This is a genomic window from Faecalibacterium sp. IP-1-18 (assembly GCF_023347355.1).
Lineage (GTDB): Bacteria > Bacillota > Clostridia > Oscillospirales > Ruminococcaceae > Faecalibacterium > Faecalibacterium prausnitzii.
In genome coordinates, this window is sequence record NZ_CP094472.1 from 806,423 (window position 1) to 832,512 (window position 26,090).

General features: G+C 55.8%; 27 protein-coding genes and 1 riboswitch. Of the genes, 20 read left to right on the forward strand and 7 right to left on the reverse strand.

Going from position 1 to position 26,090, the window contains the following annotated elements; translation table 11 throughout:
- Window positions 1-7 precede the first annotated feature (7 nt).
- The 11 genes from MTP43_RS03795 (at window position 8) to MTP43_RS03845 (ending at window position 9,464) form a co-directional block, all read left to right on the forward strand.
- Complete coding sequence (locus tag MTP43_RS03795) at window positions 8-304, forward strand: YhbY family RNA-binding protein (protein ID WP_005928250.1); 297 nt, start codon at window positions 8-10, stop codon at window positions 302-304.
- Window position 305: 1 nt separating this feature from the next.
- Window positions 306-944: a nicotinate (nicotinamide) nucleotide adenylyltransferase gene (gene nadD, locus MTP43_RS03800; RefSeq protein WP_112090468.1), complete on the forward strand. Its 639-nt coding sequence runs from the start codon at window positions 306-308 to the stop codon at window positions 942-944.
- On the forward strand, window positions 945-1,523 hold the full coding sequence (gene yqeK, locus MTP43_RS03805; RefSeq protein WP_112121658.1) for a bis(5'-nucleosyl)-tetraphosphatase (symmetrical) YqeK: 579 nt from the start codon (window positions 945-947) through the stop codon (window positions 1,521-1,523).
- 146 nt (window positions 1,524-1,669) lie between these two features.
- Window positions 1,670-3,043, forward strand: coding sequence for an LCP family protein (locus MTP43_RS03810; RefSeq protein ID WP_242963085.1), 1,374 nt, complete (start codon window positions 1,670-1,672; stop codon window positions 3,041-3,043).
- Between the two features lie 60 nt (window positions 3,044-3,103).
- Entirely contained in the window at window positions 3,104-3,487 is a 384-nt protein-coding gene (gene rsfS / locus MTP43_RS03815; protein ID WP_015536738.1) for a ribosome silencing factor, read from the forward strand.
- A gap of 198 nt (window positions 3,488-3,685) precedes the next feature.
- Window positions 3,686-6,235, forward strand: coding sequence for a leucine--tRNA ligase (gene leuS, locus MTP43_RS03820; protein ID WP_249235097.1), 2,550 nt, complete (start codon window positions 3,686-3,688; stop codon window positions 6,233-6,235).
- Between the two features lie 221 nt (window positions 6,236-6,456).
- Window positions 6,457-6,633 (forward strand): 30S ribosomal protein S21, encoded by a 177-nt coding sequence (rpsU, locus tag MTP43_RS03825; RefSeq protein ID WP_005928271.1) that lies wholly within the window; start codon window positions 6,457-6,459, stop codon window positions 6,631-6,633.
- A 135-nt stretch (window positions 6,634-6,768) separates the two neighbouring features.
- Complete coding sequence (locus MTP43_RS03830) at window positions 6,769-7,272, forward strand: YqeG family HAD IIIA-type phosphatase (protein ID WP_113621386.1); 504 nt, start codon at window positions 6,769-6,771, stop codon at window positions 7,270-7,272.
- Window positions 7,269-8,138 carry a TIM barrel protein gene (locus MTP43_RS03835; protein ID WP_113621385.1) on the forward strand — a complete coding sequence of 290 codons (870 nt, stop codon included), beginning with the start codon at window positions 7,269-7,271 and terminating at the stop codon, window positions 8,136-8,138. The genes MTP43_RS03830 and MTP43_RS03835 overlap by 4 nt, the downstream gene beginning before the upstream one ends.
- Window positions 8,139-8,257: 119 nt before the next feature.
- The gene (gene efp, locus MTP43_RS03840) at window positions 8,258-8,815 is read left to right on the forward strand and encodes an elongation factor P (protein WP_005928281.1); all 558 of its coding nucleotides are present in this window, start codon (window positions 8,258-8,260) and stop codon (window positions 8,813-8,815) included.
- 73 nt (window positions 8,816-8,888) lie between these two features.
- Window positions 8,889-9,464 carry a CD1247 N-terminal domain-containing protein gene (locus MTP43_RS03845; RefSeq protein WP_249235098.1) on the forward strand — a complete coding sequence of 192 codons (576 nt, stop codon included), beginning with the start codon at window positions 8,889-8,891 and terminating at the stop codon, window positions 9,462-9,464.
- A 210-nt stretch (window positions 9,465-9,674) separates the two neighbouring features.
- Here MTP43_RS03845 and MTP43_RS03850 read toward each other — a convergent pair whose 3' ends face one another.
- Entirely contained in the window at window positions 9,675-9,962 is a 288-nt protein-coding gene (locus tag MTP43_RS03850) for a hypothetical protein (protein ID WP_005928286.1), read from the reverse strand.
- Between the two features lie 221 nt (window positions 9,963-10,183).
- Here MTP43_RS03850 and MTP43_RS03855 point away from each other — a divergent pair, with 221 nt between their 5' ends.
- Window positions 10,184-11,083 (forward strand): GDSL-type esterase/lipase family protein, encoded by a 900-nt coding sequence (locus MTP43_RS03855; protein WP_249235099.1) that lies wholly within the window; start codon window positions 10,184-10,186, stop codon window positions 11,081-11,083.
- Window positions 11,084-11,412: 329 nt separating this feature from the next.
- Here MTP43_RS03855 and MTP43_RS03860 read toward each other — a convergent pair whose 3' ends face one another.
- Window positions 11,413-13,074 carry a formate--tetrahydrofolate ligase gene (locus tag MTP43_RS03860; RefSeq protein ID WP_181573049.1) on the reverse strand — a complete coding sequence of 554 codons (1,662 nt, stop codon included), beginning with the start codon at window positions 13,072-13,074 and terminating at the stop codon, window positions 11,413-11,415.
- Between the two features lie 51 nt (window positions 13,075-13,125).
- A riboswitch (ZMP/ZTP riboswitch) is annotated at window positions 13,126-13,212 on the reverse strand.
- Window positions 13,213-13,369: 157 nt separating this feature from the next.
- Between MTP43_RS03860 and MTP43_RS03865 the strand changes: the two genes are divergently transcribed.
- The 7 genes from MTP43_RS03865 to MTP43_RS03895 all read left to right on the forward strand — a co-directional run bounded on the left by MTP43_RS03865 (window position 13,370) and on the right by MTP43_RS03895 (window position 20,542).
- Window positions 13,370-14,521, forward strand: a complete 1,152-nt coding sequence (locus MTP43_RS03865; protein WP_112090475.1) for a cysteine desulfurase family protein — start codon at window positions 13,370-13,372, stop codon at window positions 14,519-14,521.
- A gap of 298 nt (window positions 14,522-14,819) precedes the next feature.
- Entirely contained in the window at window positions 14,820-16,019 is a 1,200-nt protein-coding gene (gene thiI, locus MTP43_RS03870) for a tRNA uracil 4-sulfurtransferase ThiI (RefSeq protein WP_015536741.1), read from the forward strand.
- Between the two features lie 7 nt (window positions 16,020-16,026).
- Window positions 16,027-17,346, forward strand: a complete 1,320-nt coding sequence (locus MTP43_RS03875) for a competence/damage-inducible protein A (protein ID WP_249235185.1) — start codon at window positions 16,027-16,029, stop codon at window positions 17,344-17,346.
- Window positions 17,347-17,379: 33 nt separating this feature from the next.
- On the forward strand, window positions 17,380-18,294 hold the full coding sequence (locus MTP43_RS03880) for a CinA family protein (RefSeq protein ID WP_113621384.1): 915 nt from the start codon (window positions 17,380-17,382) through the stop codon (window positions 18,292-18,294).
- A 579-nt stretch (window positions 18,295-18,873) separates the two neighbouring features.
- Complete coding sequence (locus MTP43_RS03885; RefSeq protein ID WP_015536742.1) at window positions 18,874-19,278, forward strand: AbrB/MazE/SpoVT family DNA-binding domain-containing protein; 405 nt, start codon at window positions 18,874-18,876, stop codon at window positions 19,276-19,278.
- Between the two features lie 62 nt (window positions 19,279-19,340).
- Window positions 19,341-19,697: a helix-turn-helix domain-containing protein gene (locus MTP43_RS03890; RefSeq protein WP_173016547.1), complete on the forward strand. Its 357-nt coding sequence runs from the start codon at window positions 19,341-19,343 to the stop codon at window positions 19,695-19,697.
- Window positions 19,646-20,542: an IS3 family transposase gene (locus MTP43_RS03895; protein ID WP_117527685.1), complete on the forward strand. Its 897-nt coding sequence runs from the start codon at window positions 19,646-19,648 to the stop codon at window positions 20,540-20,542. The genes MTP43_RS03890 and MTP43_RS03895 overlap by 52 nt, the downstream gene beginning before the upstream one ends.
- 93 nt (window positions 20,543-20,635) lie before the next feature.
- On the opposite strand, the gene MTP43_RS03900 is transcribed toward MTP43_RS03895, so the two are convergent.
- The 4 genes from MTP43_RS03900 to MTP43_RS03915 are packed head-to-tail and all read right to left on the reverse strand — an operon-like array spanning window position 20,636 to window position 24,833.
- Complete coding sequence (locus MTP43_RS03900; protein WP_117527687.1) at window positions 20,636-22,027, reverse strand: tyrosine-type recombinase/integrase; 1,392 nt, start codon at window positions 22,025-22,027, stop codon at window positions 20,636-20,638.
- Window positions 22,027-23,253, reverse strand: coding sequence for a helix-turn-helix domain-containing protein (locus MTP43_RS03905; RefSeq protein WP_249235100.1), 1,227 nt, complete (start codon window positions 23,251-23,253; stop codon window positions 22,027-22,029). Before MTP43_RS03905 ends, MTP43_RS03900 begins: the two co-directional genes overlap by 1 nt.
- Window positions 23,254-23,283: 30 nt before the next feature.
- Window positions 23,284-24,069, reverse strand: coding sequence for a DUF6551 family protein (locus tag MTP43_RS03910; protein ID WP_117527689.1), 786 nt, complete (start codon window positions 24,067-24,069; stop codon window positions 23,284-23,286).
- Window positions 24,066-24,833 carry a type II toxin-antitoxin system PemK/MazF family toxin gene (locus MTP43_RS03915; RefSeq protein ID WP_242983479.1) on the reverse strand — a complete coding sequence of 256 codons (768 nt, stop codon included), beginning with the start codon at window positions 24,831-24,833 and terminating at the stop codon, window positions 24,066-24,068. The genes MTP43_RS03910 and MTP43_RS03915 overlap by 4 nt, the downstream gene beginning before the upstream one ends.
- A 731-nt stretch (window positions 24,834-25,564) precedes the next feature.
- Here MTP43_RS03915 and MTP43_RS03920 point away from each other — a divergent pair.
- On the forward strand, window positions 25,565-25,726 hold the full coding sequence (locus MTP43_RS03920; RefSeq protein WP_005946444.1) for a hypothetical protein: 162 nt from the start codon (window positions 25,565-25,567) through the stop codon (window positions 25,724-25,726).
- A 56-nt stretch (window positions 25,727-25,782) separates the two neighbouring features.
- Here the strand turns inward: MTP43_RS03920 and MTP43_RS03925 are convergent, their stop codons facing one another.
- A complete protein-coding gene (locus MTP43_RS03925; protein WP_005928332.1) occupies window positions 25,783-26,070 on the reverse strand; it encodes a helix-turn-helix domain-containing protein in 288 nt (95 codons plus the stop codon).
- Window positions 26,071-26,090: the final 20 nt, after the last annotated feature.

Below are 26,090 nucleotides of genomic sequence, written 5' to 3' on the forward strand. Positions count from 1 at the left end.
AAAAACTATGCTGACTAGCAAACAGCGCGCTATTCTGCGCGGCAAGGCAAATACCATGGACCCCGTTTACATCGTGGGTAAGGGCGAGATCGACGAGACCCTGATCCAGGGCGTCAAGGACTGTCTGGACGCCCGGGAACTCATTAAGCTCAAAGTGCTGGAAAACAGCATGTACAACGCCCGCGAGGCCGCTGCCAAGCTGGCCGAGGCCACCGGCGCAGACTGCGTGCAGGTCATCGGCTCCAAGTTCGTGCTGTATCTGCAAAAGAAAAAGGACAGCGCCTACGCTGCCCTGCTGAAGTAAGATGAAGATCCTTCTCTATGGCGGCAGCTTTGACCCGCCCCATAACGGCCACCTGAATAACCTGCGTGCAGCGGCAGACCGTGTGCGCCCGGATAAGATCGTGGTGATGCCGGCAGGCACTTCCCCCTTTAAGGAGGGGACAAATGCTTCCGGTGCGCTGCGGCTGGAAATGTGCCGGTGCTTTGCGGCGCTGGCGCAGGAGCCCGGAATGCCGCCGCTGGAAGTAAGCGGCTGGGAGGTGGCGCAGGCCGCAGCGGGCAGCCGCAATTATACCGTGCTCACGCTGGAAATGCTGGCGCGGGAAAACCCCGGCGCTATACTGTATCTTGCTATTGGCAGCGATATGCTGCTCAGCTTTGAGGGCTGGCACCGCTGGCAGGATATCCTGCGCATTGCGCGGGTGGTGGTCACCAGCCGGGATATCGGCGATGCCCCGGCGCTGCACGCAAAGGCAAAGCAGCTGGACCCGTCGGGCGGACGCATCCTGTTTGCCCCGGTGCAGGCGCTGCCTATGGCCAGCAGCCAGCTGCGGGCCCGGCTTGCCGCCGGAGAGGAATGCGAAGCCGAACTGCCGGAAGCGGTGCGCACCGTCATCCGGCGGGAAGGACTATACCGGAACACAGAAGGAAGTAGCAGATAAATGGATCTGAAACAGGCAAAGGAACTTGTGCGCGGCCGCTTGAGCGATAAGCGCTACGAGCATACCATCAACGTGAAAAAAATGGCCGTCAAACTGGCCAAGCACTACGGCACCGACCCGGAACAGGCCGCACTGGCTGCGCTTTTGCACGATGCCGCCAAGGAACTGCCCAAGGACGAGATGCGCGCTATCATGCAGGCATACCCGCAGTATGCGCAGGGCGGCGAAGCACGCCCCACGCCGGTGTGGCACGGCATCTGTGCCGCCATTCTGGCGCGTACGGAGTGGGGTGTCACAGACGAAGCCGTGCTCAGCGCCATCGCCTGCCATACCGCAGGCAAGGCGGGCATGACCCAGCTGGACAAGATCTTGTATCTGGCCGATATGACCAGTGCCGAACGGGACTGGCCCGGGGTAGAAAAGCTGCGCAAGCTGGAAATGAAGGATTTGGACGCGGCCATGCTGGCGGCGCTCAAGCAGACCAACGGCTTTGTGCTGTCCGAGGGCAAGCCCCTAGACCCCGAGAGCAAGGCCGCCTACGAGGATATCTTAGCGCACAGCGGGCAGAATGAAGGGTGAAAAGCCGGGCACCGATTAAAAATGGTTTCGGCCATCCCCGGATAAAACAATTGCAGATTTTGCCGTACCATGCTATACTGAAGGATATGACAGGTCTGCAGGTAAAAAACTCTGCAGAGCAGTGAAAAGCTGGAGGATATAAAAGCATGAGCCAGACGCCACGCCATATCAATACAGACCGCTCGCTCAGCCGCCCGGATCAGGCGGCGCGTGCCCCGCAGGCTGCCCCGGAGCAGAACACCCGCAGCACTGCCGGGGCGCAGCACGCCGCGCCGCCCCGCTATGCAGCACAGCCCGATCTGGGCGGGGACGATGCACCGCGCCGCCGCAAAAAAAAGAAAAAGACCCCGTTGTGGCTGCCCTTTGCCATCGTGATGGGCGTGATCGCCGTGATCTCCGGTGTGGTGGTGTACGGTGTGAGCCTTGTGAACAAGGTGGAGGACAGCATCCGCCCGGCAGAAAGCGCCCCCTCCATCGTGGAGGAGATCCAGACCGCCGAGGAATATAAGGGCGATGTGGTCAACATTCTGGTCTGCGGCATCGACTTTGAAGAGGGACGCTCTTACAGCGACACCAGCTCCAACGACGGCATGACGGATATGATCCTGTACTGCCAGTTTGATATCAAGGGCGGTGCGCTGCGGATGCTGCAGATCCCCCGCAACACGCTGGTGACCACCCAGAACCGCAAGCTTACCCTTTCCAACGGCAAGACCTATGCCGTTTCCAACTACCAGATCAACTCGGTGGCGCTTTCCAACGGCGGCAGCATTGCCGCGCTGGCAGATGTCATCTACGACCAGTACCACCTGCCCATCGACTACTATGTCACCATCGATATGCAGGCGCTGGTGGAAATGGTGGATAACTTCGGCGGCATCGAGGTGTATATCCCCCGGGATATGTCCTACGGCGGCAGTAAGCTGCTGAAAGGCTACCGCAATCTGGACGGTGCTTCGGCGGAGTTCTTTGTGCGCTGCCGCCACGGTGACGGCTACGCAAACTCTGATATCGACCGCTTGAATATGCAGCGCTACTTCTACGCAGGTCTGTTCAAGCGCGCCCGCGCTATGGGCATTACCGATATCCTGAACCAGCTGCCGCTGATATTCAAGGACTATATCCACACGGATATGGATATCACCACCATCGCAAAGCTGCTGGCGTCCTTCCTCAAGATCGACAGCTCCAATATCATTCTGGCGCAGACGCCGGTGTTCATGGGCGTGCCCAACGTGGGCAAGACCGACTCCTTTGCCGGCTACTCCTGCGTGGTGCCGGATGCCGGTTCCATCGCAAACCTGCTCAACCAGTATTTCTGCACCTACACCGGCCCGGTGGAGGTAAGCGAGCTGCACATGGTCACCGACCAGTGGCCCCACGGCAGCGCATCCACCGATGCCAACGTGCAGTATATGGGACGCATCGATAAGGAATCCGATGACGCCATCCTCAGCGGCGATACCGACCTTTCCGGCGCTGTGACCACCGATGGTCAGGCAGCGGGCACCGGACAGTAACAACAAAAACAATGCCCTGCACACCGGGTGCGGGGATGTTCCGACAGAAGGGAGAAACACATGGATAATTTCAACGACAGCAAGGCGCTTGCCATTGAGATCGCCAAGATTTTGGACAAGAAGAAGGCACAGGATGTGCGGGTGCTCAAGGTGGAAAGCCTGACCGTCCTGACCGATTATTTCGTCATCGCCTCCGGTACCTCCACCACGCAGGTGGCGTCTCTGGCAGACGAGGTGGAGTACGAGCTTTCGCAGAAGGGTCTGGAGCCCTACAGCACCGAGGGTCACGACACCAAGAACTGGGTGCTGCTGGATTACTCCAACGTCATCGTGCACGTCTTTGTGCCCAACAGCCGTGCCTACTATGATCTGGAACACCTGTGGGCAGACGGCGAGCCGGTGGACATCTCGGAGTACCTGACCCCGGATAGCAGCATTGAATAATTAAGGCAAAAAGGTTTGCTTCTGGCAGAACCCGCTCCGTTATTGCGGCGCAATAGGGAAAGTTGGCAGAAAAGCTCCCCCCTCGGGGGAGCTGGCAGGGCGAATGCCCTGACTGAGAGGGTTTATACCGGAAGTACCTTGAAAGCATACGCCCCCAAGCAACGGTATTTTGGTTAAAGTCTGGAGCTGATTACAAACATGAAGTATGATTACAAGGCTGTTGAAGCCAAGTGGCAGAAGGTGTGGGAGGACGAAAAGACCTTCCATGTCGAGATCGACCACAAAAAACCCAAGTTCTATGCCCTTGTGGAGTTCCCGTATCCTTCGGGTGCGGGCCTGCACGTCGGCCATCCCCGCAGCTACACCGCGCTGGACGTGGTAAGCCGTAAGCGCCGTAAAAACGGCTACAATGTGCTGTACCCCATGGGCTGGGATGCCTTCGGTCTGCCCACCGAGAACTTCGCCATGAAGAACCACATCCACCCCGCCATCGTCACCAAGAGCAATGTGGACCATTTCCGCAGCCAGCTCAAGGCGCTGGGCTTCTCTTTTGACTGGGATCGCGAGATCAACACCACCGACCCCGAGTACTACAAGTGGACCCAGTGGATCTTCCTGCAGCTGTACAAGCACGGTCTGGCTTACAAGAAGGAAATGAACGTCAACTGGTGCACCGGCTGCAAGTGCGTGCTGGCCAACGAGGAAGTTGTCAACGGCGTGTGCGAGCGCTGCGGCAGCGAGGTGGTGCACCGCGTCAAGAGCCAGTGGATGCTCAAGATCACCGCTTATGCCGATAAGCTGATCGACGGTCTGGACGGTTTGGATTACATCGAGCGCGTGTCCACCCAGCAGAAGAACTGGATCGGCCGCAGCCACGGCGCAGAAGTGAACTTCGGCACCACCGCCGGGGACACCCTGACCGTGTACACCACCCGCTGCGATACCCTGTTCGGCGCTACCTACATGGTCATCTCCCCGGAGCACGCTCTGCTCAAGGCATGGCTGGAAAAGGGCATTATCAAGAACGCCGATGCCGTCAAGGCTTATCAGGCCGAAGCTGCCCGCAAGAGCGACTTTGAGCGCAGCGAGCTGAACAAGGAAAAGACCGGCGTGCAGCTGGACGGTGTGATGGGCATCAACCCGGTCAACGAGACCGAAATCCCCATCTTCATCTCCGACTACGTTCTGTCCACCTACGGCACCGGTGCCATCATGGCTGTGCCCGCCCACGATACCCGCGACTGGGAATTCGCCAAGAAGTTCGGCCTGCCCATCATCGAGGTGGTCAAGGGCAGTACCCCGTCCAATCTGGACGAGGCTGCCTTTACCGATGTGGCTACCGGTACGCTGGTCAACTCCGGCTTCCTGAACGGCCTGTCCGTGGTCGATGCCAAAAAGAAGATGATCACCTGGCTGGAGGAGAACGGCAAGGGCCGCGATAAGGTCAACTATAAGCTGCGCGACTGGGTGTTCAGCCGTCAGCGTTACTGGGGCGAGCCCATCCCCATGGTGCACTGCGACAAGTGCGGCTGGCAGCCCCTGCCCGAGAGCAGCCTGCCGCTGACTCTGCCGGACATCACCGACTTTGAGCCGGGCCCGGACGGCGAGTCCCCGCTGGCACGCCATAAGGACTGGGTCAAGACCACCTGCCCCTGCTGCGGCGGCCCCGCTACCCGCGAGACCGACACCATGCCCCAGTGGGCCGGTTCCTCCTGGTACTTCCTGCGCTATATGGACCCCCACTGCAAGGATGCTCTGGCCTCCAAGGAAGCGCTGGAATACTGGTCTCCGGTGGACTGGTACAACGGCGGCATGGAGCACACCACCCTGCATCTGCTGTACAGCCGCTTCTGGCATAAGTTCCTGTACGATATCGGCGTGGTGCCCACGGCAGAGCCCTACCAGAAGCGTACCGCCCACGGCATGATCCTTGGCCTGAACCCCCACAGCTTCGTCAACCTGCCCGCTGAGGAGCAGGAGAAGCTGCTCAAGGAGTACGGCAGCCAGAAGGCCGCCGAGAAGGCACTGGAAGAGAAGTACGGCGAGATGGCGCGCCATCCCATCGTGAAGATGTCCAAGAGCCTTGGCAACGTCATCAACCCCGACGAGGTGGTGGACCAGTACGGTGCCGACACCATGCGTCTGTACGAGATGTTCATGGGCGACTTTGAGCAGGCTGCACCGTGGCAGACCTCTGCCATTGCGGGCTGCAACCGCTTCCTTGACCGCGTGTGGGCACTGAGCGACAAGCTGGTGGAGGGCGAGGGCTACCGCCCCGCCATGGAGACCCTGATGCACCAGACCATCAAGAAGGTCAGCGCAGATATCGAGGGTCTGAAGATGAACACCGCCATTGCCCAGCTGATGACGCTGGTCAACGCTCTGTACGACAATGGCGGCGCCACCAAGGCCGAGTTTGAGACGCTGGTGCAGCTGCTGAACCCCTTCGCTCCCCACATGACCGAGGAGCTGTGGGAGAAGCTGGGTCACAGCCACGATGAGCAGCTGGCCTACTATCCGTGGCCTGCCTACGAGGAAGCCAAGTGCGTGGAAGCTGCTGTGGAGATCGCCGTGCAGGTGAACGGCAAGGTGAAGGCACGCCTGAAGGTGCCCGCAGACATCACCGCCGAGGACGCCATTGCCACCGCCAAGGCAGACCCCGCTGTGGCTGCCGCGCTGGAAGGCAAGCAGCTGGTCAAGGAAATCTACGTCAAGGGCCGTCTGGTCAATCTGGCTGCCAAGGGCTGAGAACTGCTGCTCCGCTGAATAAGCGCGAACATATCATCACCCGCAGAGGCGGATTTAGCGCAGGAAACACCCGGGAGCGTCTGTTCAAAAATCTTTCAAAAGTTTTGAGCAAAAACTTTCAAAAAAAGGTTGACGAACCGGATAAAATGCGCTATACTGTCTACTGTTAGTTACCATGTAACAACGAAATTCCTGCCTCACGGTCCAAGGGAGGGAATAAGATGTCGGAAATTCGTGTTAAAGAGGGCGAGTCGCTGGAAAGCGCACTGCGTCGCTTCAAGCGCAGCACTGCTCGCAGCGGTGTGCTCGCAGAGGTTCGTAAGCGCGAGGCTTACGAGAAGCCGTCTGTTAAGCGCAAGAAGAAGTCCGAAGCAGCCCGCAAGCGCAAGTTCAAGTAATTGATTGCTTGGAATCGCACGTTGCTTTAGATTTTAAACGCGTTGCTAACGCCGATGTAGGGGAGCCTGTTATACAGGTTCCCCTATTTTCATTTTAAAGCTGCTTTGCGCAGGGCAGACTGAGAGGGTCTATTTATGCTCATTACCCCCGAATATGTTTTTAAGGACGTTACCCATATCACGCCGGAATGGCTTGCCGCCAAGGGCATCACGGCTCTGGTGCTGGATATCGACAACACCCTGACCGCAGACCGCAGTCAGGAGCTGCCGGAGGAGGTGGCCGCGTGGCTTGCCGCCATGCGCAAGGCCGAGGTAAAGCTGACCATCGTCTCCAACGGTGCGGAAAAGCGGGTGCGCCCCTTTGCGGAAAAGCTGGGCCTTGCCTACCTGTACCGCGCCGCCAAGCCCCTGCCTTTTGCGCTGATGGTAGCACAGCACCGCATGGGCGTGAAGCACCGCCAGATGGCCATGGTGGGCGACCAGCTCTACGCCGACCGCATGGTGGCGGCGCTGTACGGCATTCCCGGGCTGATGGTCATCCCCCGCGGGCCGGACTTGGGCGCACAGGTCATCCTGAAACGCAAGTGGGAAAAAAAGCACTGGCAAAAGTACTACGACCGGGGAGGTAAGACCCTATGAGTGAAGCTTGGAACATCCGGTTCGGCACCGCAGGCACCAGCGACAGCTTTGCCGCCCAAGGCTACAAAAGCAGTCTGGATGTGCCGGAGTACACCGCCAAAATGGGACTGAATGCCTTTGAGTACCAGTGCGGGCGCGGGGTGCGTCTGGGGCTGGACAAGGCCGCCCGCATGGCTGCCCTTGCCGCCCAGCGGGATATCCTGTTCAGCGTCCATGCACCTTATTATATCAGTATGTCCAGTTTGGAGGAGGACAAGCGGCTGAACAGCATCCAGTACCTGCTGCACAGCGCGGCGGTGTGCCGGGCGCTGGGCGGCAGACGCATCATCTTCCACTCCGGCAGCTGCGGCAAACAGAGCCGGGAAGCTGCGCTGGAAAAGGCGCTGGATACCATGCGCCGCGCCGTGGCTGCGCTGGACGAGGCTGGCTTTGAGGATATGACCCTGTGCCCGGAGACCATGGGCAAGGTAGGGCAGCTGGGCACGCTGGACGAGGTGCTGGCGCTGTGCGGCGTGGACAGCCGCATCACCCCCTGCATCGACTTCGGCCACCTGAACGCCCGCACGCTGGGCGGTATTCAGACCAAGGCGGACTATGCCGCCATTCTGGACCGCATGGCTGAGGTGCTGGGCGATGACCGTGCCCGGCAGTTCCATGTGCACTTTTCCCGCATCGAGTACTCGGCGGGCGGCGAAAAGCGCCATTGGACCTTTGCCGATACTCAGTTCGGCCCGGAGCCCCAGCCCCTGATGGAGCTGCTGGCAGAGCGTCAGCTGACGCCGGTGGTCATCTGTGAGAGCGCGGGCACACAGGCCGAGGACGCGCAGACGATGCAGCAAATGTACCGCGCAGCGCGGAATGCGTAAAAGATTTTGTGTTTTTATCGTCTTTTTTGCCCAAACCCCTTGCCAAACAGGGACAGATTGGGTAAAATAAATAGAGATATGCGTTAAGCATCTGAGATTAAATTTATGGAGGAATTCCTATGATTTCTGCAGGCGAGTTTCGCAATGGCGTGACCTTTGAGCAGGACGGCCAGGTTCTTCAGGTCGTTGAGTTCCAGCACGTCAAGCCCGGCAAGGGCGCTGCCTTTGTCCGCACCAAGACCAAGAACGTCATCACCGGTTCTGTGGTCGAGACCAGCTACAACCCCACCGCTAAGTTCCCGCAGGCTTTCATCGAGCGTAAGGATGTGACTTACAGCTACGAGGACGGCGATCTGTACCACTTCATGGACAACGAGACCTACGATGACATCCCCGTCAACGCAGCCGACGTGCCCGATAACTTCAAGTTCTGCAAGGAGAACGAGCTGTGCAAGCTGCTGAGCTACAAGGGCAAGGTGTTCAGCGTCGAGATCCCCAACTTCATCGAGCTGGAAGTCACCCAGACCGAGCCGGGTGTCAAGGGCAACACTGCTACCAACACCCTGAAGCCCGCTACCGTTGAGACTGGCGCCGAGATCCGTGTGCCCCTGTTCATCAACGAGGGCGATCACATCCGCATCGATACCCGCACCGGCGAGTATATGGAGCGCGTCTGATCATTTGTCGCATACCGGGCAGCGGGCAACCGTTTGCCCGGTTTTTGTATTACAAACAAGGAGGGCATTTCAGATGGAACTGAACAAGAAAGCAGCCTACCTGCAGGGCTTAGTGGACGGTCTGGGCGTGGATGAGAGCACCAAAGAGGGTAAGATCATCAAGGCCATGGCCGCTCTGCTGGGCGAGATGGCCGATGCCATTGCCGCCATGGATGAGGATCTGACCCACGCCTACGACCAGATCAACGATCTGAGCGAGGAGCTGGAGGATCTGGAAGCCGACCTGTACGAGGACGAGGATGCCGAGGACGAGGACGACAACGCAGCCGACGAGGATGAGGATGCGGGAGATGACGACATCGCCAGCGAGCCCTTCTACGAGGTAGCCTGCCCCGCCTGCGGCGAGACTGTCTACGTCAGCGAGGATGATCTGGATGCAGGCGAAGCCAACTGCGCCCACTGCGGTGTGACCTTTGAGGTCGCACTGGAAGGCGAGGAGAACGAAGCCAAGGACGCCCCTGTGCAGTACGAGGTGACCTGCCCCGCCTGCGGCAGCACCGCCGTATTTGAAGAGGACGAGCTGCTGGACGGCGCACCCAAGTGCCCCAACTGCGGCGAGCCGCTGGACTTTGAGGTGACCGAGGAGTAAAAGCTTCTCTCTTTTTCTTGTGAAAATGGGATGCAGGAAATAGCACTTTTTGCTGCTGATGCTGTTTTCCTTTACGACCCCGCTCGTGAAAAGGCAATTTTGGAAAATCCGCAGATTTTCCAAAATTGCAACTACAAAATAAAATTCCTTATAAAAAACGCAATGCCGGGCAGTCCGCAGACTGTCCGGCATTGTTCATTTTAATTTGATTCAGCGGGTCTCGTTGGCCTTCTGCAGCCAGATGCCGCCAATATCCAGCGCGTTGTACAAGCCGTGCTTGGTGGTCTGGCGCGCTACACGCTCCTGCGGTGCCTTGGTGGTATCGGTAGAAAGCAGCATCAGGTGTACCTTGTCGGCTACCTGCTGCTCGCCCACCGGGGTGGTGGTCAGGATCTGCAGATACAGCACATAGGGGTCGGTCATGCTGCCGTAATACAGCTCGTTGTCCTTGCGGACGAGGGGCTTGCCTTTATAAGTCAGTTTCGGTGTATATGCCATCGTGAAAGCCTCCCTGTCGTTTGATTCGTCTTAGTATAACACATTCTGCCTATGGGATGCAAGCGTTTGCGGCAGTGCTCTGTCAGTTTTGCACCAAAACAGCCCCGTACCGTGCAAAACCGGCAGCACATTTTTGGCAAATGGGGTTTGCTGTTGGGTGCAGTTATGCTATACTATAAATAGAACAGCCCGCATTCCGGGCCGGAAGTGAGGGAACGACAATGGCAGATTATCAGGAATACCGGCGGCGCATCCTGCACCGGCGCTGGCGCAGGGTATTTATCATCGTCGCCCTTCTGGCGCTGGTGGCGCTGCTGAGCGCCATCGGCATTCTGTGGAAGGTGCTGCACCGGGAGCGCGTGGATACCGCCCTGAGCCAGAACACCATTCTGCGGCAGGTGACTACGGATAATACATGGAACACGGTCAACTACCCGCTGGCGCGGCAGCTCCGGGTGCAGACGCTGGAGGACAGCACCGAGACCGCGCTGGATTTCCGTATGGCGGCGCTGCCGGCCAGCGCTCCGGTGGAAAAAAGCTGGTTTGCGCAGGTCAGTTTTGTGGGCGACAGCCTGACGCAGGGCTTGCAGATCTACGATACCGGCCTGCCCGGGGCGCAGTTCTGCGCTTATAAGGGGGTAGGCCCCAACGCCTTTGTCAACGGCACCAGCTGTAAGCGGGCGGACGGCGTGACAGAGATCCCGTTGGACGCTTTGACCGCCCAGCAGCCCAAGGCCGTCTATGTGCTGCTGGGCAGCAATGTGCTGGGACGGGATACCGATTACACCAGCTTTCTGACCTACTACCGCCTGATGCTGGACATGATCAGTCAGGCGCTGCCGGATGCAAAAATTTATGTGCAGTCCATCACGCCGGTAAGGCCGGAGGTGAGCGCACAGGAAAACCACGCAGGGCTGAACCGCGACCGCCTGTGCCGCATCAACAACGAGCTGGCCGCCATTGCGCTGGAAAAGGACTGCTATTTCCTCAACCTGTGGGAGGTGCTGGCAGACGAAAACGGCGACCTGATCGAAAGCTACGCCCAGCCGGACGGCTACCACATCAAGCCGGAGGGCTACGCCGCATGGGTGGACTACCTTTGCAGCCACACCATGGAGTGAAAAAACAAAAGGCTGCTGCACGGAATCTGTGCAGCAGCCTTTCTTGCTATGTGGGACGATTTGGAATGCCCTCCGCGTTGCTTTGGGCATCTTCAGCGGAAAAAATATTTTATATTTCGCGTTTGTCGCGCCCTGCGGGGCGCGACAAACGCATTTTCACAGAAGGGGCTGTTTCCGGTGGCGGCTTTTCCTGTGAAAAAAGTGGTTCAGAAACGTCCGCAGACGTTTCTGAACCACAATCATAAAAATTAAAATTCCTTGAATAATGGTCAGAGCGAAGCGGAGACCATTAAAATCGTTTTGCTGTCTAAAAGACTGGGAGTGTCAGCTCAGAACAGGCCGGTGATTTTGCCATCGGCGTCCACGTCGATGTTCACGGCGGCGGGCTTTTTGGGCAGGCCGGGCATGGTCATGATGTTGCCGCAGATGACGACCACGAAGCCTGCACCGGCGGCCAGACGCACCTCGCGCACCTCCATGGTAAAGCCGGTGGGTGCACCGGTCAGCTTGGCGTTGTCGCTGAAACTGTACTGGGTCTTGGCAATGCAGACGGGCAGGTCGCCGTAGCCCATCTCGGTCAGCTCGGCCAGCGTCTTGCTGGCGGCGGCGCTGTAGTTTACGCCATCGGCGCGGTAGATCTTGGTGGCAATGGCGTTGATCTTGTCCTTCAGGGGCATCTCCAGCGGGTAGGTGTACTGGATGGGACGATCCTCCAGAATCTCCAGTACCTTTTCAGCCAGTGCCTTGCCGCCCTCGCCGCCCTTGGCGAACACCTCGCTCAGCACGCAGGGCACGCCCTGCTCGGCGCAGACCTGCTCCACATAAGCCTGCTCCTCGGCGGTGTCGGTGGGGAAGGCATTGATAGCCACCACCACCGGCAGACCGAAGCCGTTCTTCAGGTTGTCGATGTGACGGATCAGGTTGGAAGCACCGGCCTTGACAGCTTCGAGGTTGGGCTGGTTCAGGTCTGCCTTGGCTACGCCGCCGTGGCTCTTGAGGGCGCGCACGGTAGCCACCAGCACACAGGCAGAGGGGGCAATACCGGCATAGCGGCACTTGATATCCAGGAACTTCTCCGCGCCCAGATCGGCACCGAAACCGGCTTCGGTGATGGTGTAGTCTGCCAGCGAAAGGCTGAGCTTGGTGGCCAGCACGCTGTTGCAGCCGTGGGCAATGTTGGCAAAGGGGCCGCCGTGGATGATGGCGGGGTTATTTTCCAGCGTCTGCACAAGGTTCGGATCCAGTGCGTCCTTCAGCAGGGCGGTCATGGCACCGGCTGCGCCGATCTCACCGGCAGTCACCGGCTTGCCGTCGTAGGTATAGGCGCATACGATGCGGGACAGCCGCTCTTTCAGGTCGGAGATGCTGGTGGCAAGGCAGAAGATGGCCATGACCTCGCTGGCGACCGTGATATCAAAGCCGTCCTCACGGGGGGTGCCGTTCACCTTGCCGCCCAGACCGTCCACGATAAACCGCAGCTGCCGGTCGTTCATGTCCATGCAGCGCTTCCATGTGATGCGGCGGGGGTCGATGTTCAGCGGGTTGCCCTGCTGGATGCTGTTGTCGATCATGGCAGCCAGCAGGTTGTTGGCGGTGCCAATGGCGTGCAGGTCGCCGGTAAAGTGCAGGTTGATATCCTCCATGGGCACCACCTGTGCGTAACCGCCGCCGGCAGCGCCGCCCTTCACGCCGAACACGGGGCCAAGGCTGGGCTCGCGCAGGCAGAGCATGGTCTTTTTGCCCAGCGCGTTCATGGCGTCAGCCAGACCCACGCTGGTGGTGGTCTTGCCTTCACCGGCGGGGGTGGGGCTGATGGCGGTGACAAGGATCAGCTTGCCCTGCTTTTTGGCGTTGTGGATCAGCCGGTGGTCGATCTTGGCCTTGTAGCGGCCATAGGGGATCACACTTTCGTCCTCCAGACCCAGCTGAGCTGCGATCTGGGTAATAGGCTTCATTTTGGCTTCCTGCGCGATCTCGATATCGGTCTTCATACAGACATCCTCCTTGATAGCAAAAAAGGACAGCTTTGCGCAGCAATTGCGCAAGGCTGCCCAGACGGTCGGCATTGACATCCCATGCACCCCTGCACTGTGGTGCTCCACAAGGTTCCGTCAGCAGGGATGCGGTCTATGCTGTAAAGATAGCACACCACCGGGGTGTTTGTCAAGGAGGTACAGTTACAAAAATCACCCATAAATGCATAAAATTTTTTGCGTTATCCAAGGGTTTGTGCTATACTTATTCTGGGTTATTATGAAAACAACGACAGAAAGCAGGAAATCGTTTATGCTGCAAAACCCTCAGTTACATTATCTGGACAACGCGGCCACCACCATCGTAGCGCCGGAGGTGGCGGACGTCATAAACAAGGCCATGCGGGAGCACTGGGCAAACCCTTCCAGCCTGTACGGCCCGGGCGCGCGCAGTGAAGAGGCTTTGAACGCCGCCCGCGCCGCCGTAGCGCGCACGCTGGGCTGCAAAAGCCGGGAGCTGTACTTTACCTCCTGCGGCAGCGAGAGCAACAATCTGGCGCTGCTGGGTGCGGTGCAGACCCGCACCTTCGGCAAGGGCATCGTGGTGTCCGGCTTCGAGCACCCCAGTGTGCAGCGGCCGCTGGAGCGGCTGGCAAAGCAGGGCTATGATGTTACCGTGGTAGCCCCCCGGGCAGACGGCACGCTGGACATTGCCGCCATGCTGGAGCGGGTGGACAAAAACACCATCCTTGTAGCCTGCATGATGGTGAACAACGAGATCGGCACCCGCAACGATGTGGAGCGCCTTGCCGCCGAGGTGAAGCGCCGCAACAGCCGCACCATCGTCCATGTGGACGCGGTGCAGGCGTGGATGCGTGTGCCCATCAAGTTGGACAACATCGATACGCTCTCGGTGAGCGGCCACAAGATCCATGCCCCTAAGGGCATTGGTGCGCTCTACCTTTCCGACCGGCTGGTGCAGGCCTTCCAGCCGCCCTATCTGGGCGGCGAGCAGGAGCGGCAGATGCGCCCCGGCACCGAAAACCTGCCCTATGCTATGGGTCTGGCCGCAGCGGCCACCCGTCTGGCAAAGACTATGAAGAGCCGGGACACCGCCATGCGTGCGCTGAACCGGCAGCTGCGGGAGGGGCTGAAAGCCTTCCCGGAGGTGGTCATCAACAGCCCGGAGAACGCTGTGCCCGAGGTGCTGAACTTCAGCGAGATGTGCATCAAGAGCGAGACGATGCTGGCTTTTCTGGCCGAGGAGCAGATCTACGTTTCCTCGGCCAGTGCCTGCGGGCGCGGTCAGCCCAGCCACACGCTGGCAGCCATGGGGCGCGACCCGCTTGCCATCGACACTGCCATCCGGGTGTCCTTCTGTGCCGATAACACCCCGGAGGATGTGGATGCTTTCCTCAACCGCTTCGAGGACGGCATGAAGCACTTGCAGAAGATCAGAAAGTAAAAACAGAAGCCGCAGAACGGCTGACAGTTTCTCTGAGGACCGTCCGCTGGGGTGGGACCCTGTTGCCCGCAGGGCAATAGGGCGGGCGATGGAATGGCCCGATTCGTGTCCGAAGAGAAAGCTGTCAGCCGTTCTATGGGAAGATGCAGTTTGCCTGCGCGACCCTAATGCGTGAAAGGGTGAATGGAAAATGACCGCAGTCATTTTCCATTCATAGAGTAAAACAATTTTTCCGCTGAATATGGCCAGAGCGAAAGCGGAGGCCATTATAAATCCCACATCAGGAGATGCAACATTTATGAAGGAAATTATTATGGGCTATCAGGGCGAAATGTCCCTGAAAGGCCTCAATCGCAACCAGTTCGAAGCAGCCATGATGAAGATTCTGCGCTACCGTCTTAAGACGGTGGGCAAGTTCAAGGTGTACTGCACCCAGTCCACTTTTTATATGGAACCTGAGGAAGAGGACGTGGATATGGATCTTGCCTTTGAGCGGGTCAGCAAGGTGTTCGGCCTTGCCGCGCTCAGCCGCGCCGTGGTGTGCGAAAAGGATTTCGATACCATCTGCCAGACCGCCGAGGACTATCTGGGCAGCGCGCTGCACGGCATCCGTACCTTCAAGGTGGAAGCCCGCCGCGCCGACAAGACCTACCCCATGACCAGCCCGGAGCTGATGCGGGAGCTGGGCGCTTATCTGCTGGGCAAGCACAACTACCTGAAGGTGGATGTGCATAACCCGCAGTTCAAGGTCATTGTGGAGATTCGAGATTACGGTGCGTATATTCACGGCCCAAAAATACCGGGTGAGGGCGGTCTGCCCGTGGGCACCAGCGGCCGTGCCCTGAATATGCTCTCTGGCGGCATCGACAGCCCGGTGGCAGCTTATCGCATGGCAAAGCGCGGTCTGGCACTGGATCACATCCATTTCGCGTCCCCTCCGTATACTTCTGAGCGTGCAAAACTAAAAGTAAAGGCTCTGGCACAGCTCATCACCGTGTATACCGGCAGCGCCAACCTGTTTGTAGTGCCCTACACAAAACCCCAGGAATACATTCGGGATAATGCTCCGGATGTGCTGTTCACGGTGCTGATGCGCCGCAGCATGATGCGCATTGCAAACGTGATTGCCAAAAAGCAGGGCTGTGAAGCGCTGGTCACCGGCGAAAGTCTGGCACAGGTGGCAAGCCAGACCGTCAAGGCGCTGCAGTGCACCGATGCTGCACAGGACCTGCCCATCCTGCGCCCGCTCATCGGTATGGACAAGACCGAGATCATTGAGACCTCCCGCCATATCAATACCTTTGAGACCAGCATTCTGCCCTATGAGGACTGCTGCACCATCTTCACCCCGCCGCACCCGAAGATCCGCCCCGAGCTGGAGGAGATCCTTGCCGCCGAAGCTGCCATGCCCGGCCTTGCCGCGTTGGAAGCCGAAGCCGCAGAGCAGACCGAGCGCATCCGGGTGCGCATCACCGATCAGGTAGAATTCGAGGGTTGATTTGTCCATGACAGCAGAGATCATCAGTGTGGGTACCGAGCTGCTGCTCGGCAACATTCTTAACACCAATGCCCAGTACCTTAGCCGGGAGCTGGCCGCGCTGGGCATCACCGTCCGGCGGCAGAGCACCATCGGCGATAACCAGGACCGTCTGGCGGATTTTGTCAACGAGGCAAAGCAGCGGTGCGACCTGCTGGTGTTCACCGGCGGGCTGGGCCCCACGGCAGACGACCTGACCAAGGAGACGGTGGCCGCCTGCTTTGGCGATACCCTTACCTTTGACCCGGAGGAGTGGCAGAAGATCGTGGACTTCTTTACCCGCACCGGGCGCGAGACCACCCCCAACAACCGCAAGCAGGCCATGGTGCCGGTGCACGGGCATAAGGTGGTCAACCACCACGGCACCGCGCCGGGCGCATGGTTCGAGCAGGACGGCCGCTGTGCCGTGCTGATGCCCGGCGTGCCCCATGAGATGAAGGCCATGTGGGAGGAAAGCGTACGCCCACTGCTGCTGGCGCGGCAGAGCTGCGCCCTGCACAGCCTGACGCTGCGGGTGCTGGGCGGCGAGAGCAATCTGGAGTACCGGGTGCGTGCGCTGCTGGAAAACCCGAACCCCACCGCCGCCATCTACTGCAAGACCGGCGAATGCGAGATCCGCATCACCGCCCGGGCGCAGAATGACGCCGAGGCACAGACCATGTGCCGCGCCTACGCCAAAAAGTTCTATGATCTGCTGGGCGATGCGGTGTATGATGAGGATGTCGCCGGGTTGGAAGAGACGGTGGTGCATACGCTGCGGGCCAACGGCCTGACCATTGCCACCGCCGAAAGCTGCACCGGCGGCATGATCGCGCAGCGCCTGACCAGTGTGTCCGGCGCAAGCGAGGTGTTCGGCTACGGCTTTGTGACCTACTGGGAGCAGGCCAAGGCGAAGCTTGTCGGGGTGGACCCGGCGGTCATTGCGCAATATAATGTGGTGTCGGCTCCCGTGGCGGCGCAGATGGCGCTGGGCGCGGCAAAGGCCGCCGGTGCGGATATCGCGGTCAGCGTTACCGGTCTGGCAGGCCCCGGCGGCGGCGATGCCGTCCGGCCTGTGGGCACGGTGTATCTGGGCGCTGCCCGGGGAGACAGGGTGTATGTGAAAAAGCTGTTCGTCTCCCGTCCGGACCGTGCGCTCATCCGCGCCCGCGCCGCACAGACTGCGCTGGAAATGGCGCTGCGGCTGGCACAGGGCAAGACCCCTGCCGGTACGCAGGTGCTGGCCGAAAGCGCACAGCATGACCCCGCCGCCCTGACCGCCTTGGACGAGACCCTGCGGGAAGAGTAAGGGCGGCCCCTGCGGCCGCAGGGGGGATGCGTCATGACAAAAGAAGAAAAGTGCCCGGCGGGCTGCGTGCTGCGGCTGTTCGGTGCGCCGGAGCAGACCGTGCAAAAGGTTGTGGAAGCCCTGCCGGACGCTTGGCAGGGCACGGTGCACTGCCGCAGCCGGGGTGCGGAAACGCTGGTGGCGCTGCAAAGCAGCACCCCGCAGCAACTGCACCGGGCAGTACAACTGCTGCGGACAAGCCTTGCCCCGGCGCTGTACGGGGAAGGGGAGCAGACTCTTGCCGCTGCCGCAGTGCAGGCGCTGGAACAGCACCGCAAGCTGCTGGTGTGCAGTGATACCGCCGCCGGGGCGCTGCTGGAGACCCGGCTGGAAAACCTTCCCGGCGCGGAAAAGGTATTCGATTTTGGCGCTATGAGCTACGCCAATACCGCGCTCACCGCCCGGCTCAGCCGCAAGCTGCGCAAGGCACCGCAGGCAGAGCCTGCCCGCATACTGGCGCGGGTGCAGGTCATGCAGAAGCTGACCGGTGCCGCGCTGACGGTGGGCTGTGTGGAACTGCCCCAAAGCCGTCTGCTGCTGGTGGGCGGTAAAAAGGGCTGCTGGCTGCGGTGCCTTGCGTCGGACGAGAACCCCGGGCTATGGCTGCTGGATATGCTGCGCCGTGCCGCCTGTGGTCTGCCGCAGGCTGGGGGCACAAACTGGCAGCCCTATGGCAGAGCCGTGCCGGATGCAGCCCTGACCCCTGCCTCCCTCACGGCGGAACAGTCTGCATCGCCGCGCCCGAAGCGCCGCAGGCTGGGCAAGGCACTGGTGGTGCTTTTGCTGCTGGCACTGGCAGCACTGGCTGCGGGCTGGTATTATACCGGCGGCGACCTTGCCGCCCTGCCCCAAAAGCTGCAAAGCCTTGGCGCAGAAAGCCTGCCCCACGCCGGGGCAAAGCTGGTGTGAGCGCTGCGTTGGCGCTTTCACTTTCAATAGAGAAAAAACCAAGCCCGGAGGGTTCGTAAACCTTCCGGGCTTGGTTTTTGCACTGGCGTCCCCGATGTGATTCGAACACACGGCCTTCCGCTTAGGAGTAGGGGCTGAAGCCATAAATCCTAGGCAAAAGTAGGTAAAACAAGTAACGTTTTATCAATTGATTTTTTGTTGCGCTGTCAATCTGAGTAAAGAACACAAACCCCGAAATAAAACGAGTAAAAGGCTTTTCATTAGCAGAAAATTAGCAGAGCTAATGAAAAGTGGAAGGTTCATTGTAAAATGCCCACCTTTCATTAGCTGGGAAGTGTACGTTTCCCTACGGATATTTGCTTGTTTAGCATTCGTGAACCAGACCATACAGCCGTAGCTGGTGTGATGGACAAATGTTTTCAATAGAAAAAGACCAGAGCTTTCTGCGAGAAAACTCTGGTCTATGTAACAGTGCGAATGGAAATGCGCATTGTCTTGTAAAAGGAAGGGGCTTATGGTATTCTTACGGGAGTAAAGGCACTGGATGCAAGGAACTTTGCGTGATTTTAGGAGTGTGCGATGGAAAAGAAATTTAATATTGTAGTCGGTGAAGATGGAACTGTAAAACTCCCAGATGCGGTTCTGGAAAAACTTGAAGTCAAACCCGGAGAGGAAGTTCGCTTCGAGGTAGATGACAATTTCTATGCAGTCAGGCTTCTATCGCGGATAGAAGCTGAACGCTTGGATTACTTGAATTGGATGCATAATAAACATTGCCCCTCTATTGAGGAAATGATTGCAGAGTCGAGAAAACAAGCCACTCAGAACATTGTGATCTCCCGTATCCTTGATGGGATGCCGGCAGAAAAAATCGCAGAAGGCTATGAAGTTTCACTCGATTATGTAAAACAGCTTACACATCAGCTGAAGATGGACATAGAGGAAGCTAAGGCGAAAAAACACAAAGAAACGGGATCATCCTAAATGAACTGCCCCCCATTCGTTAGACAGTATGGTATACTGTTTAGGAAATGGGGTGTTTTTGTATGCCAAAGGGACAACGAAAGTACAACGGAACGCAGAAGGTAGAAATCATTAAACGAATCCACAGAGAAAACCTGAGCTTTAAGGGAGCGTCCAGAGAATATGGCATTTCGGACCGTACACTCAGGGACTGGGAGCGCATTTATTGGGAGGAAGGAGAAGAAGCACTTCTGTTAGAGCGTCGAGGACGAGCCTGTGCCGCCAGTGGGACGCAGAAAGGTCGGAAGCCAAAGCTGGATAAGCAAGTAGAAGAAGATCTTATTGCAGAAAATCAGCGACTTCGGATGGAAATCGACTACTTAAAAAAATTGAATGCCTTGGTGCTGGAAGAGGAACGCCAAAACAGAAAGCACAAGTAGTTCAGGAACTAAGGCAGAAATACCCTCTGAAAGCACTGCTGCAACTTGCCGGACTTCCTCGCAGCACGTTCTACTACTATCTGCACCAGTCTCAGAATCCTGCCAAATACCAGATGGTAAAGGAACAGATTGTTATAATCTTCAACGAGAACAAAAAACGATACGGATACCGCAGAATCACAAAAGAACTGCATAACAACGATATTTGTGTGAACCACAAGACGGTTCGGAAACTCATGAAGCAGCTTGGTTTAGTCTGTCAGGTTCGTGCAAAAAGGAAGTACAGTTCTTACAAAGGCGAAGTTGGAGAAGTAGCTCCAAACCTGCTGGAACGGCATTTCAAGACAAACCAGCCGAATCGGAAATGGGTCACAGATGTTACCGAGTTCAAAGTGAACGACCAGAAACTCTACCTGTCTCCAATTCTTGATTTGTTCAATGGCGAAGTTGTCAGCTACAATCTGAGCCGCCATCCGAACTTTAAGCAAATCACGGATATGCTGGAAGGTGCTTTTCAAACGCTGCCGGACAAGGTTGACAATCTGATTCTGCATTCGGATCAGGGCTGGCAATACCAGATGAAGTCCTACCAGAATCTACTGAAAGCAAAAGGAATTACGCAAAGTATGTCTCGGAAAGCCACTTGTCTGGACAATGCTGTTGCCGAGAACTTCTTCGGACTGCTCAAGACGGAGCTGTTCTATCTGGAAAAATTTGATTCCATTGACCAGCTCGAAAAGGCTATTGTCGATTACATCGACTATTATAACAATCGCCGAATCAAATTAAAACTAAACGGTCTGAGCCCTGTACAGTACAGGATTCAGACCGTTGGAGCTGCTTAATTCAATTTTTGTCTAACTTTTGGGGTTCATTTCAAAAACAGATAGCGGCAGTTTTCCATATACGGAAAACTGCCGCTGTTTATGTATAGAGGCTTATAGGTTCTTTGCAAGATTTTTAATGAGTGTAGCCATAGAGGGGTCAGCCAGCAGTTTAGCAAGAGCTGCTGCCGCATCTGTATCGACGGGACTGGCTTTGGGAGTGGATTGCTCTGCGCGAGGGAGGACTTCAGGCTCTGCACCATGATGCTGATAGAAGAAATCGTCGAATCGTTGTGCGTTCAAACGCCGATCATCATCCAGAATGTGTGCGTACTGCTCGGTGACCATCGAAGCCTGTGCATGACCGGAATCGCCCTGCACGGCTTTGATATCGCCGCCGTTCAGCTTGAGCTTGTATGTAATGCTGGAGTGTCGGAAGCTGTGGAAAACCACTTTGGGGAGATCGTTTTCCTCAATCAGCTGCTTCAATGCACCGTTAATGGTGGATTGTTCGGTCGGCATTCCCAGCGGGCCGGCAACCACGAGATTATAGTCTGCATACTCTGCACCCAGTGCGTCCTTTGTCATGTCCTGCTCGGCTTTATAGTGGACAAGCATTTCAGCAACTGTTTTGGGGAGAAAAATGGTTCGGATACTGCTGTCTGTTTTAGGGCTTTTCAGAACCTGGACCGTGGTGCAGCGGGAACTCAGCGAGGGAAAACGAGTGATGACATTTTTATTTTCCAAGGCGTTCAGCGAAGCAATATCTACACGCTGCAATTCCTTATTTATGTAAATGGAGGCTCGCCCGGCTTCAATGCTTTCGGGGGAGATATCCACACAATCCCATGTCAGACCGAGCAATTCCCCTAAGCGCAGGGAACAAGAGAAGGAGAGGTTGATGCAAAGCCGGAGCCGTGGATCATCACAGACTTCTAAGGCATGGAACAGGGTCTCGGCAGTCCAGATATCACGCTTCTTTGCAGTGTATTTGGGCAAGGTGGCATAAATACAGGGATTCTTTTCCATAAGTTCCCACTTTACAGCCTGCTCAAAGGCACTTCTCAAAATTTTGTGAACCGAACGAACCGTGCCGGGAGAAACGTATTGATGCTGACGCTTTCCACACATAGGGTCAACTGCTTCGTATTTGAGCAGCCGCTGATAATATCCCTCAATTACGCGGGTGGTGAGATCTTGCAGCTTCATTGAGCCGATAAGCGGTATTATGTAGTTTGAGATCAGAGCATTGTTTGATTGGTAGGTTGAGAGTGCCCATTTGGTTTTTCCGTACAGGGCAACGTATTCTGTAAGCAGGTCTTTTAGAGTTCGGCACTGGGGTGCCACAAAGGTACCAACGGATTCTTTGTATTCGACCTCTTTCTTACGGTTTTTGGCATCTGCAAGGTCGGTAAAGGTTTCCCATTTCTGCTTTTGCGTTCCATCAGCGTGTTTGTAGGTATAGACAACGCAGTAGCTGTTATTGCGTTTGACGATGCTGGCCATTATACATCCTCCTCTACTTTACGTTTGGACTTCAGAACTTCATCGAAAGCATCTTTTTGGATGCGTTTTACCCTTCCCAACTTCATCGTTGGAATTCCTTCTTTGAGAACCCACGAGTCAAGTGTTGGGCGGCTGATCCCGTAGAAAGCCTGAATTTCCTGAAAACTGTAGTATTTCCCATTCTTGGGACATTGCAGTTTTAGCGGCGGCTCCTCATGCGTTTCTTTTTTCGGTTTTTGAAGTTGGTATGTAGATTGGCTTTTAAGCCATGCCTTAAAACTTTTTTTGGTAATGCGCGGCCTGTCGGCCATGCGCTCAATGACGAAACAATCTCGGTATTTTTTGCAATCAAGAATCCCATAAACATTCTTGCGTGGGATACCGAGTAGTTTTGCCATTTCCGGGATGGAGATGGTTTGCGCTTCAATCTCCCGGTCACGCTCCCGGTCAGCTGCTGTGCGGTAGCGGCTTTGTGACCGGTACCACCGCTCAAATTCCTCTTTGGGAATCCTCATACAGAAGTCTGTCGTTTCTGTTTTCAACTTGCCCTGTCGGATGAGTGTATAGATCGTTTCGGGTTTCACCTTCAATATCTCGGCGGCATCAGGAACGGAATAGGATCGTTTGCAAAGTTCCTCGCCCGGTGGCGGGCCATTGACCTTATGATATTTGACCTGATTGGTATACCATTTCTCAAAGCTGGAAATAACGATACGCCTTTTTTCGTTTATCAGAATGACTTCAAAGAGATTCTTATGAAGCAGCCAATAGCTGTCTGTTTTGCCAAGGCCGAGAAGCTGCCGCATCTCACGAACCGACATGGTGGTTTTGGTAGTGGCAGGTTCAGCTTTTCCGTATAAGGGAGCCGAAGTATTCCGCATATCATCCATGAAAGACACCTCTCTATCTATGTAAAAGTTTAGCCGGGATTTCTCATCCCGGCTAAAGAATAGCAGATTTCGCTTGAAATGTTGAGGATGTAAAACAGCAGGATTGCGTTCAACAGTGCCATCATTGAGCCATGCTTCAAAGCTGGCTTTGGAAATACGGTAAGCGCCGCTTACCTTGAACCAGCGGAATTCGTTCTGCTTCAGTAGACGGTAGACAGTGGGACGGCTCAGGAGCAGCATTTCCATCAGGTCTTCTACGGTATAGCAGCGGCTGTCCTTTGCTGTGGAAACAGGGGAGGAAACTGAGTTGGGCGAAGGGTCTTCATGGATAATCATTGGATAATACCTCGTTAAATATACTTAAAGTTAAAACTTGAGCGGCAATGCAGCCCGGCGGCTGCCACCATTATAAATAGTATAGACCTGCTGAAGGTACTTCGTCTTGCCGGGAAGGCTTACGCCTGCGGTTCGTGCAAGGCGAAAAATCGTGAATGCATCGACCTGCCGCAGTTTGGCAATCAGACGGCCTTTGTTGTATTCGGAGTGATACAGTTCTACAAAGCGGCAAATGCCGAGCAGGTTTGCGGAACTCATGGAATCGGGTTCTCCGTTCCACGCATTCAGCAAAGCATCAAGGGATTCGATATACAGTTCCGGACCCAGCCGGATGAATTCATGATAGGCGGTTGCAATGCAGCTGATCCGCTGCTTGCCTCGGCCTTCTTCAAAAGAAAGATGAACGCCAGCCAATTCGGTGGCCTGCTGGAATGCAACGGCAGCAGGCTCCCCTGCAAAAATCAGGGCACGGAGCTTCTGTCCTGCACTCAGCCGTTCCGAAATGCCTGTCTGCTGTGCAAACAGGAGGGCTTCTTCTCGTTCTGTCATACCAAAATAAACCTTGCAGCGAATCTGCAAATCTTCGCCGCCGTTCAGAAATTTCCGTGCAGCGATGGTGTTCTGTCCGTCCATCACATAGTAGTGACCATCCCGGAAGCTGATCTTCGGCTCATTGGCAACCCGCTCGTCAAATTCTTTTGCGATGCGGGCAACACGAGCGGGGTGAAGAGCACGCTGATAAGTGTCGCGCGGCACGATCAGTTCGCTGCTGTTCAGGCACATCTCATGGTAAGGTTTTACAACTGCGTTCATCATAAAGGAACCTCCTTCTTCTTTTGCAGAAAATCAATTCCTGATTGGATAATCAAACCGATTTTCTTCTTTTCGTTATCAGATAAGCGGAAACTGGAATACCGTTCATAACAGATATTCCAGCGGAACATAAGCGATTGAAGCGCATCATCCAGTTCTGCGACCATGAACTCAACAGAAGATTCTGTCGGGGTGGAGAGCATCCTTTCCGATATCTGCTCAATGCTATGTAAATCGCCTTTTGTGTGCTTGGCGAGAGCAGGGGGCTGACTGTTCAGCACACGAAGATTTTGAAACTGCTGGGAGAGCAGCTCTTTTGCAGCGGCGAGAACATCCTCCTGCGGAGGAGCCGTAAGGTATTTTCGGAATGACTTGTATCCAATGAACCCAAAGCTGTATTGCAGACACACTGACACTTGCCGCATTTCATATTTGGACAGGTGCCCAAGGTAGCTTAACACTCTGGATTTATCTGCGGGGCGCGGGCTTTCGCAAATCGCCATAGATGGCGCACTCAAAAAACGATTGTGCAGAATAAAATGCGTTGGCATATTTCGCTTTTTGATTTGTGTTGTCAGCGGAACGACCAGAAGAACATTGGAATAAAAATTACCGTCATCGTTCTGGACAACAATGGCAGGTCGGACGCCACCTTGCTCGGAACCGCTGTAAGGATTCAGATCCATCATGTAGACATCCCCGCGCTTGTACATCCAGTTTGCGGGCATAGGCGGATACTCTTTCTCTTTTTTGCCTCGTGTTGCCAATTTAGATTTCTCCTCTCTATCCGTATATGTAACAGTGGGCTGCTCGCACAGCCCACCCTACTATCTCAAACAGCATAAATGCTGTGATTTATAGTTATAGACTTTTCCGTACTTGTCCCCGACACCCCCGGAAAACGAAAACTCAGTTTTCGTGTGGGAAATCTTTCAGCCGTCCGGCAGCGTACCGAATCCATAGGGTTCTCACCTCTCCGTGGTTCTCACCGAGCTGCCCGAAGGCAGAAGTATCATTATTCTGTGATGGCTCTTAGCTATGGAGAAGCTGTCATCCATTTACCGTCAACCTACCGCTCATTCCCTCAGTGGGAGATCATCGCATTTGTTACGGACGTGGCTCATCATCACAGGAACGTGACTGAAGAATGCGTGTTCAATTTTCAAGGGGCGGGATAGCTTGAGGGCTGCTTTGAACGCTTGCCGAAGCTATGGCTGTATTGTAACCGATGCGGAACGAAATGAACAGGAACTCAGAGTTCACAATTTTTGAGGAAAATAGGAAGTATCGTTCCTGTTTCTCGATGAGCCGTCAAAAATATATTTCCTGACTTTATGTAAGAAATGAAGTATTATACTCGTAAGAAACTAACTTACGAGTATATAAATTCGATAAATACACTTTGGGGAGGGAACAAAATGAGCCGATTTTACTGCCGCGATGAGGAACTTCGGAAGTTAAATAAACGATATGAGAATACCGTAATGAAAAAATCGGTTTGGACGAACTGGAACTGATTCGGGAGTATGCAGCAGTCTTTGGGAAAGGAACAAACTACCACTACTACATTTTCTCGAAAGGCGGATTTACGGACGGACTACTTCAGGCACAGGAACGCGGAGAAGTACAGCTGCTTACCCTTGCCGATATTTTTGAATAACACAAGAAACGCTCTTGCCGGTGTAAAACTGGCAGGAGCGTTTCTTGTTGAAGTGATTATAAAAGACCTTTGATTTTTTCAAGATGATCTATAGCGGCTTGCAGTTCATTTTGAAACTGATCCCTAGAAGGATCTCGACCCAAAAGAAGATAATCCATACTGACATGGAAGTATTCTGCAATATCGATCAGGATTTTTACAGAGCCATTGGAGCTTCCCCTTTCAAGATCGCCGAGGTGTCGATGGGAAACACCAAGTTTTTCAGCAAGTTTTTCCTGCGATAACTTCGCATTTGTACGCAAAGTAAAAATACGGTTACCAATAGCATTCGGATCAAAGCTCATGTGTGACCTCCAAATTTTCG

Excerpts from the sequence above, each read along its gene's own strand:
- MTP43_RS03795 (WP_005928250.1), top strand. The coding sequence starts at position 8 with ATGCTGACTAGCAAACAGCGCGCTATTCTGCGCGGCAAGGCAAATACC.
- nadD (WP_112090468.1), top strand. The coding sequence starts at position 306 with ATGAAGATCCTTCTCTATGGCGGCAGCTTTGACCCGCCCCATAACGGC.
- yqeK (WP_112121658.1), top strand. The coding sequence starts at position 945 with ATGGATCTGAAACAGGCAAAGGAACTTGTGCGCGGCCGCTTGAGCGAT.
- MTP43_RS03810 (WP_242963085.1), top strand. The coding sequence starts at position 1,670 with ATGAGCCAGACGCCACGCCATATCAATACAGACCGCTCGCTCAGCCGC.
- rsfS (WP_015536738.1), top strand. The coding sequence starts at position 3,104 with ATGGATAATTTCAACGACAGCAAGGCGCTTGCCATTGAGATCGCCAAG.
- leuS (WP_249235097.1), top strand. The coding sequence starts at position 3,686 with ATGAAGTATGATTACAAGGCTGTTGAAGCCAAGTGGCAGAAGGTGTGG.
- rpsU (WP_005928271.1), top strand. The coding sequence starts at position 6,457 with ATGTCGGAAATTCGTGTTAAAGAGGGCGAGTCGCTGGAAAGCGCACTG.
- MTP43_RS03830 (WP_113621386.1), top strand. The coding sequence starts at position 6,769 with ATGCTCATTACCCCCGAATATGTTTTTAAGGACGTTACCCATATCACG.
- MTP43_RS03835 (WP_113621385.1), top strand. The coding sequence starts at position 7,269 with ATGAGTGAAGCTTGGAACATCCGGTTCGGCACCGCAGGCACCAGCGAC.
- efp (WP_005928281.1), top strand. The coding sequence starts at position 8,258 with ATGATTTCTGCAGGCGAGTTTCGCAATGGCGTGACCTTTGAGCAGGAC.
- MTP43_RS03845 (WP_249235098.1), top strand. The coding sequence starts at position 8,889 with ATGGAACTGAACAAGAAAGCAGCCTACCTGCAGGGCTTAGTGGACGGT.
- MTP43_RS03850 (WP_005928286.1), bottom strand. The coding sequence starts at position 9,962 with ATGGCATATACACCGAAACTGACTTATAAAGGCAAGCCCCTCGTCCGC.
- MTP43_RS03855 (WP_249235099.1), top strand. The coding sequence starts at position 10,184 with ATGGCAGATTATCAGGAATACCGGCGGCGCATCCTGCACCGGCGCTGG.
- MTP43_RS03860 (WP_181573049.1), bottom strand. The coding sequence starts at position 13,074 with ATGAAGACCGATATCGAGATCGCGCAGGAAGCCAAAATGAAGCCTATT.
- MTP43_RS03865 (WP_112090475.1), top strand. The coding sequence starts at position 13,370 with ATGCTGCAAAACCCTCAGTTACATTATCTGGACAACGCGGCCACCACC.
- thiI (WP_015536741.1), top strand. The coding sequence starts at position 14,820 with ATGAAGGAAATTATTATGGGCTATCAGGGCGAAATGTCCCTGAAAGGC.
- MTP43_RS03875 (WP_249235185.1), top strand. The coding sequence starts at position 16,027 with ATGACAGCAGAGATCATCAGTGTGGGTACCGAGCTGCTGCTCGGCAAC.
- MTP43_RS03880 (WP_113621384.1), top strand. The coding sequence starts at position 17,380 with ATGACAAAAGAAGAAAAGTGCCCGGCGGGCTGCGTGCTGCGGCTGTTC.
- MTP43_RS03885 (WP_015536742.1), top strand. The coding sequence starts at position 18,874 with ATGGAAAAGAAATTTAATATTGTAGTCGGTGAAGATGGAACTGTAAAA.
- MTP43_RS03890 (WP_173016547.1), top strand. The coding sequence starts at position 19,341 with ATGCCAAAGGGACAACGAAAGTACAACGGAACGCAGAAGGTAGAAATC.
- MTP43_RS03900 (WP_117527687.1), bottom strand. The coding sequence starts at position 22,027 with ATGGCCAGCATCGTCAAACGCAATAACAGCTACTGCGTTGTCTATACC.
- MTP43_RS03905 (WP_249235100.1), bottom strand. The coding sequence starts at position 23,253 with ATGATTATCCATGAAGACCCTTCGCCCAACTCAGTTTCCTCCCCTGTT.
- MTP43_RS03910 (WP_117527689.1), bottom strand. The coding sequence starts at position 24,069 with ATGATGAACGCAGTTGTAAAACCTTACCATGAGATGTGCCTGAACAGC.
- MTP43_RS03925 (WP_005928332.1), bottom strand. The coding sequence starts at position 26,070 with ATGAGCTTTGATCCGAATGCTATTGGTAACCGTATTTTTACTTTGCGT.